The sequence below is a fragment of the Thalassotalea nanhaiensis genome (assembly GCF_031583575.1).
GTDB lineage: Bacteria > Pseudomonadota > Gammaproteobacteria > Enterobacterales > Alteromonadaceae > Thalassotalea_A > Thalassotalea_A nanhaiensis.
On the sequence record NZ_CP134146.1, the window covers coordinates 2,597,692 to 2,610,166 of the forward strand.

At 37.6% G+C, this 12,475-nt stretch carries 8 protein-coding genes; 1 reads left to right on the forward strand and 7 read right to left on the reverse strand.

All coding sequences use genetic code 11. The features are described from left to right. Window positions 1-14: 14 nt before the first annotated feature. Together RI845_RS11330 and RI845_RS11335 are read right to left on the reverse strand one after the other, a co-directional pair. Window positions 15-1,490, reverse strand: a complete 1,476-nt coding sequence (locus tag RI845_RS11330; protein ID WP_348386280.1) for a DUF1214 domain-containing protein — start codon at window positions 1,488-1,490, stop codon at window positions 15-17. Window positions 1,491-1,591: 101 nt separating this feature from the next. After that, a complete protein-coding gene (locus RI845_RS11335) occupies window positions 1,592-3,004 on the reverse strand; it encodes a DUF1254 domain-containing protein (RefSeq protein WP_348386281.1) in 1,413 nt (470 codons plus the stop codon). A gap of 332 nt (window positions 3,005-3,336) precedes the next feature. On the opposite strand from RI845_RS11335, the gene RI845_RS11340 reads away from it, so the two are divergent. After that, a complete protein-coding gene (locus tag RI845_RS11340; protein ID WP_348386282.1) occupies window positions 3,337-3,726 on the forward strand; it encodes a hypothetical protein in 390 nt (129 codons plus the stop codon). Between the two features lie 38 nt (window positions 3,727-3,764). Here RI845_RS11340 and RI845_RS11345 read toward each other — a convergent pair whose 3' ends face one another. From RI845_RS11345 to RI845_RS11365, 5 genes are all read right to left on the reverse strand, one after another. Further along, the gene (locus RI845_RS11345) at window positions 3,765-4,781 is read right to left on the reverse strand and encodes an AraC family transcriptional regulator (protein ID WP_348386283.1); all 1,017 of its coding nucleotides are present in this window, start codon (window positions 4,779-4,781) and stop codon (window positions 3,765-3,767) included. A 93-nt stretch (window positions 4,782-4,874) separates the two neighbouring features. After that, window positions 4,875-7,508, reverse strand: a complete 2,634-nt coding sequence (locus RI845_RS11350; protein WP_348386284.1) for a LuxR C-terminal-related transcriptional regulator — start codon at window positions 7,506-7,508, stop codon at window positions 4,875-4,877. Between the two features lie 149 nt (window positions 7,509-7,657). Next, on the reverse strand, window positions 7,658-8,938 hold the full coding sequence (locus RI845_RS11355; RefSeq protein WP_348386285.1) for an acyl-CoA dehydrogenase family protein: 1,281 nt from the start codon (window positions 8,936-8,938) through the stop codon (window positions 7,658-7,660). 127 nt (window positions 8,939-9,065) lie between these two features. Further along, window positions 9,066-9,866: an alpha/beta fold hydrolase gene (locus tag RI845_RS11360; RefSeq protein ID WP_348386286.1), complete on the reverse strand. Its 801-nt coding sequence runs from the start codon at window positions 9,864-9,866 to the stop codon at window positions 9,066-9,068. Between the two features lie 146 nt (window positions 9,867-10,012). Further along, the gene (locus tag RI845_RS11365; RefSeq protein WP_348386287.1) at window positions 10,013-12,412 is read right to left on the reverse strand and encodes a TonB-dependent receptor; all 2,400 of its coding nucleotides are present in this window, start codon (window positions 12,410-12,412) and stop codon (window positions 10,013-10,015) included. Window positions 12,413-12,475: the final 63 nt, after the last annotated feature.

Below are 12,475 nucleotides of genomic sequence, written 5' to 3' on the forward strand. Positions count from 1 at the left end.
ATCTTGATTGAAGGTTATTGTTTAATCAAATCGCCAATCATATATTTACGATCATGCCATTCCATTGTTGGAGAATACATACGATATAGCAGGAAAAAACCTTTATTAGGCAGCGTTTGTACCCAGTTAGATTCTCCTTTCGGTTTGGTCGATGAAAAAGTAACAGTTACTGAACCATCATCATTCATCACTACATCACCTTGGCTATCAAAACCACCTGAACGTTGCTGCGTAGGTAAAATACTGCGACTTTGATTATCATAGGCCATAAAACTCCAAAAGCGTTTCATTGGCGGGTTTGGTGGCAGAGTTACGGTATAAACTTCATTACCATCTAATGCTTCACCTTTATCATCGGTTGTTGTCATTAAATAAGAGCTGCCCTGACCGTCAAACTTCATTGTCATTAACGGTGTAATACCTGTCGCTACGTAATGAAAAGCAGTGCGATCATCTATATATAACTTACCGTCTTTGATAAATTCGTGAGACATCGTGCTACCAAAGGGTAAGAACCAATTACGTTTATCACCATAAAAATAAGCTTCTTTGTTTGAAGGCCTAAATGCTTCAGTTCGCGCATGCACATTTGCAATACCGGCCGCCTCTTTCAATGCCTCAAGGTATTCACCTTGTGGATTAAAAGGTTTACCTTTTTCAATACCAATTTTGGCAAGTAAGCCACGATAATGCGGGTCACCTGATGTTACAGGCTCATATTGGATCATTTCGTTTAGTTCATGATAAAAATCTTCATTGTTAGCATGTACAGTGTTCATTTTTACGCCACTGATATCCATATATTTAACTTTTGTCGACTCTTCACCGAGACGATACATTTTAAAGGTATCTTTAAATTGTTGTATCTGCTTTGTATCACCGTACCTAAATGCAACCCAGTGCTTATAGGTTGGTGTTTTTAACACAATATGATCTGCTGGTAATTTCCCTTTGTAGCTTTCATGAACAACAATATATTTTGCGCCTTTACCTGCATCTTTTGGATTACCAACACCGATGTCTCCAACGTATTGAAAAAAAGCGTCATCAATAAAGCCTAATACAGGGGTTTTAAGGTCCATCACTATAGGACCGTCTTTCACATCGACACTAAATAATGCATAAGGTGTACTGGTGTTACCCGTTAACCATAAGCTATTACTGTCTAAAAATGATTCGCTAATTGGGATAACTTTATTTGACTCAGCCCCCATAGAAGCTAAACCAGTTTGAATAGCCTGCATTGAGCTAATTTGAATACCATCAGTAAATACATTAACCGCTCGTTGTATCAACATATAACGCTGAACTTTACTCATGGTTTCATCTGAAGGGTAACCGTCTTTAAAATGTAGGTCGCCAACGGCTTGAGTTTTAACAATATCAGGGGTGGTAATGTTTGCAGGTACTTGTGGCTCCGCATGCGAATAATTAGTAAAAGTACTGCTTATTAGCGTCAGCGCTATTAATTTCTTACTTAATTTCATCATGTTGCTTATTTCCTTAACTTGCGATACTTCAGAGAGAGAGTTAAATCAGGATAAAACGAATATTGTATAACCCCGAATAATCGGGGTTATACAGGTGTAAATTACTCAACTAGTTCAATATCATTTAGTTCAAAGCTACCATCACGTAAGCCTTTGGTTGGCCCATAGAAACGGAACAATAAGAAAAAGCGTCGCTCTGGTGTAGTTGGTAACCAGTTAGCTTCTTTGCCTTTTGGCGCTTTCGGGCCGAAGTAGATAGTCATGCCACCGTCTTTATTTTTTACAAAGTCTTGGCTTGAATCAATGCTACTTCTTGATACATCACGTTGGTATGATGCAGTTTCTAAATCATAAGTAGTTACTGCCCAAAAATCTTCTGCAGGTACATTTGGTGGTACCACTAATTTATAATTTTTGCTGCCATCTAACCATTGACCGTCAGAAGTTTCGGCTAAATCAAGGTAAAACGTTGCTGATCCATAGTTTTTAACACTAGAAATTATCGCGTAATACACAGAGCCGCGAGCACTGTAATCGTAAAAGCTTGGATATTCATAGCTCATTTCGGTTTCTATAGCACCAGGTGGTAATAACAGGCTCCATTTTTTACCTTCATACATCCAAGGGGTTAAATGTCTATGGTACTGTTCAATCATGAAGTTTAGAGCATCTGGAGCTGCTTTCGCATAAACAGCTTTCATATCATCACTAGGGTTAAATGGTTTGCCTTTTTCAATACCAATTCTTTTTAACATACCCATCATGGTAATATTATGGTCTTCTACTACCTCTTCTTGAATGATCTCGTCAATCTCTGCGTAAATACCAGCATCAAGTACAGGTGTGCCTTCCATTAACTTGCCATAAATATCAACGTAATTGTTTTTAGGTGGTTTATTAGCTTGAGCTAAAGGATACACTTTGATTTTTTTAGCAAAGTCTGCTGCCTTTTTAAGGTTTTCAGGGCTAGCATTTGGAATGATAGCTCTTAAAATAGCAAAGCCGTTGTTGCTGCGTTGCTGATATGTATATGCTCTATCTAACAAAGGGCCTTCATAACCAGGAGGTACTAATACATACTTTCCACCATTACCTTTATCTCGACCTTTTGCACCAACATCATCAATTGGGCGTTGCCATGCATCCATTAAAGTTCCGAAAATACCGACACCATCTGCAGAAGGTGGGATTTCAATAACTATTGGGCCATCTTCAATATTCCAGAAAAAATTAACATAAGGGGTGGTGTTATTCGGGGTTGCAGTTTGGAATTTCCAATCTTGAATTTTACTATGATAAGCAATATCATTTTCTTTTACGCCAATGGCACGGTGTCCATCACGAAACTGTTTAAAGTTAAGTAAAGGCATAGACCAAACAATCGATTCAATCGCTCGGCTATGAGTCATTTTTTCACTTATGCTTTGTTCTTTAGCCATACTTGCTGTACAGCTCACAAAGAACAGTGAAATTCCAAATATAATATTAATTAATGGGTTTACTGGCTTTTTCATATACCTTACCTTTTATCAAATAGTTTATTTCATTCATGCATTTAGCTTAGGTAGTGATGCTATTTATTGCCATTAACATCCCCTAAATAATTGAAATAAAGTTTGAGCTTTCAATGAATAACCATCATCACCCTTAAGGGTGAATACTGTTAAAGGTTGTAACCAGTAAAGAAATTTTCCTCCTACGCTCTACGATTTAAACGGAAGTAATTTACATATACTTTTTTGAACGGTCATTTTGAGCTAACTCGTTGGTATGTTTTGGACATTGATTTAAAGGGGAGAATGGATAACATGAAGTAATACAAAGTTTTTTAACAGAGAGAACAACAATGACTTTATTTATTAATACTGGCCGAGCTTTAATTTTGTTAGGTGCTTCATTTTTCACTGCAATATTTATGAAAGTACTTTTTCAATTCGACTTATTGCCAGGCTTTAGCTTTTTGAGCAGTTACCTGATGAGCTTTAGTGGTGCGCTTTTATTAGCATGGGGGCTACTAATGATTAAAAGCGCCGAACATTCACAACTTATGCCAATTGTTGCTAAAGTAACAGGCTTTATGATGGTACTGTCTGCAACAATGAGAATAATTACTTTTTTTGTCGCAGAACAAACATTTGAATTTTTACCCGCAATTATCGGGCAAATAATACCTATTGCTGAAAGTGTATTGTTCTTAACGCTTGGATTTATCTTTTTAACTCGCTATAAAGATTAAGCATTGGAGATGTTCAACGCCAAGTAATTACTTGGCGTCTAGGTTACTTCCTCTTTATTACATCGATACGCAGTGGGAGTTAAACCAGTCCATTTTTTAAATGCCCTAATAAAAGCGCTTGGTTCACTAAAGCCAGATTTAAAGGCTATTTCTGCGATTGAAATATTCTGTTTGGTTAAATAATAAATAGCCGTATCGCGACGCATAAAGTCTTTTATCTTTTGATAGCTTACCCCTTCTTTTTTCAGCTTTGCCCTTAACGTTTTTTCAGTCATGCATAGTTCACCGGCAACCAACGAAAATGCAGGAAAGTTATTTTCTTCGTAGTCTTCAATAATCAAGCGAATTTTCGCAGTCAAACTTTGATCATCAATAGGGGTGAACAATAAATTTTGGAAGGTATCTTTAAGGAATTGCTCTAACTCACCAGTGTTTTTCTTAATAATTGGCATTGCAAGATAATCATAACTGAATGTTAAACTTAACCACGGTTGATCAAATTTACGAATACAAGGAAACAGGTATTGATATTCAGGTTCGTGTCTAGGTGGAGGATAGTTAAAACTGGCAGATTTTAATAAGATATTTTTGCCAATCATCCAACTGGCAAACCTATGCCAGGCATTTAGCACGAATTCGGCGAGGAGATGATCTGGATCTAGCTCAGGCTTATTAAGGTTTACTCTAAATTCTATTTCATCAATATGCTCAACCAATTCAATGCTATAGGCATTTGAATTTAGCTGATAATAACCTATACCCAACTGCAGAGCTTTACCCAAATTTGCACAGCTGCTCATTACATGACTGGCATAAAAAAAACTACCTATTGGTAGCGCTGGCTCAACTAAACCAAAATGCTCATCACCCAACTCGGTAATAGTTTTTTTTAATAATTTTACAAAATTATCTGTTGGGATCCTAAGCTCGCTGTTATCACCTGAAAATACAGGGATATCACAGCTGGCTAAAATAGCTTCGCTATCTTCACCATGTCGCTGTAATGAATTTAGCAGTGCTTGGACATAATGATAAAGGATGGTATTTTTTTTCATTTTGCATAGTTTTGACCAATAAACTATGACATTAAGCGCTCCCCCCTTTTTTTAAAACACCCTAAAGGGTGAAATGAAGCTAAAGGAGAGTAATTACCATTGATTTTTTGTTTGCTGCATTTGGCCAAAAACTTGGATCGCCTGAATACGATTACTCACTCCAAGCTTTGCGTAAGATGTTTTTAAATGAGTTTTAACAGTATTTATTGATACACATAGTTGATCTGCTATTTGTTGATTTGAATTACCTGTGCCGAGTAATTGCATAACTTTTTGTTCCGCCGCGGTTAAATCTTCAACCAACTGCAGTTCAAAGCGCTTTCTCATATCCAAACCTTCAAAACGTTTACAAATATCTTGCATAAAGGTTTTTCTACGCGGCGATAACTCAGTTAAAGACCATTCATTGAGGAGGTCAATAGCAACTTTATCAAGCCGCCCCAAATACTGAATAATATTCTTTTTACTGGCTATGCTTATGACTTTCTTCAAGGCAATTTTAGCATTGTGAATATCTTTGCCAATAATATATATATTAACTAAAAACACTAATGCCCTTACTTGCTGCAATGTTCTTGATGATTGTTCAAAATCATTAATAACTTGTGTAAGTTTAACAATACAAATTTCCATATCTCCGTTTGCAGACAACATTAAACAATCGATCATACTGGCATTAAATAATAAATGATTATTTTCTTGAGTATGTGTATTTATGTTCTCAGCTTTAAAGGATTCATAAATGGTATTTGCTTCCTCAGGATTCGCAGTGAACAAATAATAGCGGATCGCTTCATAATAAAGTGGAATTTTAGAGGTACTTATTTGCCTTGATTCTAGCAACTCAAGCAACTGCTCTATCATTAACTCTCTTTGTTCGTTTTCATTAAGATCGGTAAGCAATTGAATATGAGTGACGTAATACCAGGCCAAAAAAGATGGTTCCGCTATATAGCTAATGATACTGCCTGACGTATCAAAAAATTGTTTAGTCAGTTTCAAGTCGCCAGTAATATAGGCTGCCATTCCACGCATAACATTTACCATATGAGCTAACTGACTATCGTGTTGTTGGCTATTAATAAATGCGGTTACTTCATCACATTTACCTAAGCATTGCTCGGTGTTACCTTGAATAAATTCAAGCATCGCCAATGTCACTTTAATCGTAACCGTACTATAAAAAAGACTTCCTCCACGGGCAAAAAACTCAGCATCTTCACCTGTTTCTCGTAACTTTTCAAATTGGTTACTGTGTAAAAAACCTATGCACTGCACAACTCGCAAGGAATTTTCAAAATGAGGAAGAGCTAAAGGCCTTTTACTCATGGCATTATCAACTCGTTGTTGATAGTTTGAGAAATTATCGGTCCATGCCGCATGGGCTGCTTTAACAGCCAGTAATTTAAGTTGCTCTCGCTCTGATACCTCCGATTTTTGATTGAGCATGCTCTCAAGATTTTCTATTACCAACTCGCCTTTTCTATGCTGATAAGTTAGAGAATAATTCCAGGCTTGAAGCACTAAAAGATAGATATTAGATAACAATACATCGTAAGGAAGCTGACTAATTAACACATTAAAGCGCGGAAAATTTCCACTGGCAATGATTGTATTACCATGCTCTTCCAATATTGCGACCGCACTTTGGTATTGCTCTGCTTTGATGCAATGATCAACAGCCTCTAGAAAAATGTGATTAGATAAATACCAGTTGGCGCATCGTTGGTGTAAATCTTTAATATCATCGCGGTTGTGAATGCTGAGTTGCTGATATAAATAATCTTTTAATAGCGGCTGTAATGCAAACCACTCAAACCGTTCAGTAAGATTTTTTTTATGAAGCCTCATCACCGGAAATTTTTTAATTACGTTTGCTGAAAAATCCGACGAATCGGTGATGGTATCGATTAATTGCTCACATAAAAAATCACTAATGGAAATCAAAAGCAAGCAGTGCTTTTCTTGCTCAGATAAACCAACAAAAATTTCTTCAAGAAAATATGCAGCCAAATTTTCTTCATTTGTAGAGCCTGTTGTCCAATGTGATAAATTTTTATGCATGCTAATAACTGCGGGCCAACCGCCTGTCATGCTAAAGACATTGGAGACTTCATCAGCAGTTAACAACCGCTGATTAAATTTTTCAAAATATTGGAGGATTTCATTTTCAGTAAAAGCCAGCTCGTGAGCTTTTAGTTTGCAAACCTTTTCTGCGACATAAGCTTTGGCTATAGGGAAAGGTAAATCGATTCTACTGGCAATAACAACGTTGATCTTTTCTGAGCTGTTTACGATTAATTGCTGGAAAAAATCAGCAATAACCCTATTATGAATATTATGAAAGTCATCAAAAAATAAAAACACCGGTTTATTACAGCTTTGTAACTCAGAAATAATTTGATAGACAAAACTCAGTTGTGAAATATTTTCATCATAGAAAAGTCCATCATTTACCAACCCTTGAGCCTTTAATGAGTCGATAAAATAACTAAAGAAAAACTCTGACTTATTATCGTCACTATCAAGACTGGTCCAAACAACTAGCCCTGATTGTTGCAATATATGGTTAGCATAATCGATCATCAAATAGCTTTTACCATAGCCCGCGGGCGCTTTGATAAACAAAAACTTGGCTTGCCCAGATAAAGAAATGTCTATTTGCTCTATTAAACGAGTTCTTCTATACAACTTTACTGGTTTAATAGGAACTACATATTTTTGCATGCTTTTGATGTACCTAGATATTTAATGAAAAAACAAAGAATATTTACTTATTATTACCATAGCAGAAAATTTTTGCTAATTAATAAAATGAAAAAGGCGTAAAACAAAGTTTTACACCAATTCGAAAATTATCTGAGATTAAGCTTTAGTTAGGTTAAGCCATGTTTGTCTTTAAAGATATTGCTTAACATAGTGCCACCTTTAAGACTTAACACATTGTTTTCACCGTCAGTGATCAACCCCGCACGAGCATCTCTAAACAGTTTCTCCAATGGGTATTCTTTAGTTAAGCCATTACCACCAAACATTTGTAGAGCCTCACTGGTAACATCAACAGAAGTCTTGGTTACGAATGTTTTGGCTGTCGCTGAACCAAGTAAGTGCGGACCATTTGGACCATAGTTATAATTAAAGGCTCGATGAGCCATGGCACGACACGCTTCAACGTTGCGGAACATATCAAATAACCGTACACGAACACTTTGATGATTAATAATTACACCGCCACCTTGTTTTCTTTCATGCACATAGTCTAATGCGTGCTCGTATGCAGCTCTTGCTATGCCTGTATAGGTGACGCTCATTTCCATGTTGCCAAAGGTTAATGAGCCGAAAAAGCTAGGATAAGCAGTGTCTTTACCAGCAATCACATAACTCATAGGCACACGTACTTCATCAAAGTATAATTCGCCTTGTGGTAACGAGCGTAAGCCAAGCTTTTCTAATGGCAGGCCGCGAGAAAAACCAGGTAAATCAAATGGGACAAGTACGCCGACATAATGAAGGCCCCCGTCTTCACGATAGATACCATCACCATAATCACATTGAGTATACATTAAGCCACATTCGGCCAAAGGTGCGCCAGAAACCCATGCAGAGGTTTGCCCTGAGATCACCAGTTCATCGCCATCAACACGGGCAATCAAGTTACCTCGACCATGTTTTGAACCAGGTATTGATTCTGTTTTATCAATATCCAAAACATCACTGCCTCTGTCAGGTTGTGTGCCAATCCAACAGCCGCGTAAATGGGCAAAGCGCTCTATAAGCTCTGCTTTACCGGTACTTACAGCAGTAATCGCGGCAAAGTGAGTTACCATTGATAAAAGTGTTAATCCAGCGTCCCCCCAAGCAAACTCTTCAAGAATAATAGGTAAAATCCGAGCTTTTTCTTCATTGCTCATACCGCCAATGGCTTCTAGATCAAAAATGCCAGATTCATCCAACTTTTGATAAAATTCCCATACAGGAGAATCTTCAGAAACCGCTTGTTCAGCGGTTAACTTATCCATTTTTTCACCAATTGGGCGCATGATATCTTCGGCAAAACGATGTGCAACTTCCTGAATGGCTAACTCTTCTTCGCTCATCATACCTTCAAGCCCAGTAAGACCAAGCTTAGGTAGAGGCACGTCATCAAATACAAACATATTTTCTCTTTAAATTATTGAATATTACTATGCTTTAAACCTAATCCTTTTAGTAACGTTCAGAATCACCCGGTAGGGTGATATTTAGTAAGAAAAATAAAAATAGGTGAGATTTTTGATTAATATTTTATTTTGTTTTTGCAACAAAATCTCGGATTAATTTCGGCCAATGTTGAAGTTCAGAATAACCTTCAGCAATATGAAGTGTTGAATTAGGCAATACTCGGTGTAATTCAGTTGCCGTTTCAAGCGGGTGGCTTGGATCACCGGTCCAAGCCAGAATAAGTACAGGTATATCAATAGACATTAGCTCTTCTTTAGCTGGTAAATCAGTCAAAGCGGCTCCTTTGAAAAGGCTTAATAACGTCCTTCTTTTTATCAGTTTCAGCCCTGCAAATACTCCGTTAACACGCTCTTTCTTAGCTTCAACTAACCACTTTGGTAATAAACGTTCGGGGTTTCTAGCCATGAGTTTTGCTAAAATACGCCCACCAAGTAACCCGCCAAGCTTTGCTAGTTTATGGTAAAAGTTTACTTGCTCAGCTCTGGTATCCCAGGCAGTCGGAGGATTCATCAGGATCATGCCCTTTATTCGATGTGGGGCAAGCATAGCGGAGTAAATAGTAGTAGCACATCCCATGGATTGCCCTCCGGCAAAAAACTTGTCTATTTCTAATGCATTAGCAACGGCTAACATATCATTTGCCAAATTATTCCAACAATAGTCATTAGGTGAAAACGAAGCTTCAGTTTTGCCATGTCCTCTAGCATCATACCGTACAAGCCTTGCTTCGGTTTCTAGCTTGTGCCAATCAAATATATCCAATAAGTTTTCACTCTCAATACTCGCTGTTAAGCCATGCCCCCATACCAACGGTACACCCTCGCCATTAATTTCAACATTAAATTCTAAACCATTTATATTCATCAAGACCTTCTTGAGTTACTTTAATTATTGGCAATAAAAAACCATCAAATTAGATAGATAACTTGATGGTTTAACATGACTTTAGCTTAGTTAATCAAACAGCCAACAATGCTGCTAATTTACGTTCAAAGTAGCATTTCTATCAGTTAGAAATTATAAGTACCTTGCACTGTCACAGTACGCGGCGCATCAGTATAACCAATGTAACCACCGGCTACTAATGGCGTGTCTAAGCCCGCTGAGAACGTTGTCTCATCAGTTAAGTTTTTGCCAATTAGCGAGACATCCCAAGTATCTTCAGCGGATGCCAGCGAAACGGTCATATTTACTTTACTGAACGAGTCTTGCTTTAAGTTTTCATCAAGATCACTATCTACGTAGTATTCATCAGAAAAGTTAACATTTAAACGTGCAGCGAACAATAAAGAGCTGCCAATTTCAGTCTCGTAGTCTAAGAAAATCGATGCTGAAATTTCTGGGGCAAATGGTGTTGTTTCACCTGTTAAGTCACAAACAGATTGCGGGTTAACAGGATCCTTCAGGATTGGTGCCGTACATGGACCATTTGCATAATCATCATAAGTAGAGTCTAAAAATGACATAGAACCGCTTAATGTCCAGCTATCACTTAGCACGTATGCACCATCAAACTCGATACCTTGCGTTGTTGATTCGGCGGCATTACCAACACTAAAGCCAGTACCTGTCCATGACGTTACTTGTAAGTTATCAAATTTGGTATGAAATACAGCCACGTTTAAGCGAGCCAAGCCATCAAGAAAATCAGATTTCAATCCTAATTCAAGCCCTAACGCTTCTTCATCTTCAAACACCATATCTTCTTCAGCCGCAGCTGTATCAGAGTTAAAACCACCGGCTTTAAAGCCCTCTTCAGCAGTAGCATAAAGCATCATGTCTTCATTAATGTCGTACTGAATTTTAACTGAAGGGGTAAAATGCGATTCATCATAACTATCTGTGTATTCAGGTGTTTTAACATTAACACCTAGAGCTACCGCGGTAAATGCGCTGTTTGCATCTGCTGGAATTAAATTATCAAACGTATGATATAACTGTACTTCACCATGGGCGCTTTGACGGAAAACATCTTTTGTATCATCAGTGTAACGGCCGCCAACAGTTAACCTTAGTGCATCAGTAAAATGATAAGTACCTTGGAAGAACGCCGACAACGTTTCGGTTTCTTGGTTAAAGTTAGATACCCTGTCTAACGATTCTGGTGCAAATCCAATATCGGTAAAGCTTAAACCACCTAAAGCATCTCTAGGTGCGTTGTATGCAGGCATTAATGCAGGGGTGATTGACGCAACATCAATGTGAGTTGCTACATCCATTACTAAGTCTGAATCTGAGTAATAAATCCCGGTAATGTAATCAAAGCTGCCACCAAGTGAACTGGCAAATCGTATTTCATGACTGGTTTGATCAAAATCATGGTCATCAGTAGTATGTAAAAACGGGAACGGCATATAATCTAGATCTTGATGTTCAATTGACTCATAAGCACTATAACCGCCAGTATAAGACAAAACCCCACCGGCCAAATCATAATCAATATTTACTGAAACATTATCTGCTTCTACGCCTCTAAATTCACCTTCATAGGCATTATCTGAACTACGGGTATCATCTAAATTGGTTTCAAAATCATCTTGAACCGAAGGAATAACAGCACCCAAGATAAACCCTGCTAACCCATCTAAAGGCTCTGCACTGATAAATTGTGAGGTACTGCCAACACTTTCAGTTTCTGAGTTTTCTGCTTTAAAATGAACAGATAAGTCATCCGTTGGTTGCCAATGCAAAGATAAACGAACAATTGTTTCCTCTGACTGTGGCTCATCTCTATCTAAATTATTATTCACCATGTAACCGTCAGAAGAAGAATCTTTAACAGCTAAGCGATAACCTAACTCATCTGTTATACCTCCAGAAAGTACGCCTGTTAAGCCTTGGCTATTATATTCAGGTTCATATGCGGCAATAACTTTACCTTCAAAGTCTGAACCGGCTTCAGCTTTAGCTGTACTTAGGTTTAATGTACCAGCTATGGTGTTTTTACCAAACAAGATACCTTGCGGACCTCGCAAAATTTCAGCACGTTCCAGGTCTAAAAACGGGGCGCGAAATTGTTTACTTCTCCCCATGTAAATACCATCAATAAACATACCAACAGATTGCTCGAACGAGCGGTTATTACCAGAGCCAACACCACGCATAAAAATATTGGTATTGATCGCATTTTCAGAAATACTTAAGTTAGGCACATAATCAGAAATTTCAGATAAGTCCTGTATAGCTGATTTTTCAATTTTATCGCCGTTTATTGCAGTAATTGACATTGGCACTGATTGAACACTTTGTGAACGCTTCGTTGCCGTTACTTTGATGACTTCAAGACCTTTTAACTTTTCATCTTCGGCCACATCTGCCGCTTTAGCATTACTGGTGATAAAAAGTGTGGCACCAATAGCTAGTGCAAGTTTAGTCTTTCGTAAAGCCTGTGTATTGTTAATAACTTTCATTAAATTCCTCTCCCAAGGTTACTTCTATTTTTGTCGTTGTTATTATTTTTATTTGATGTTTAA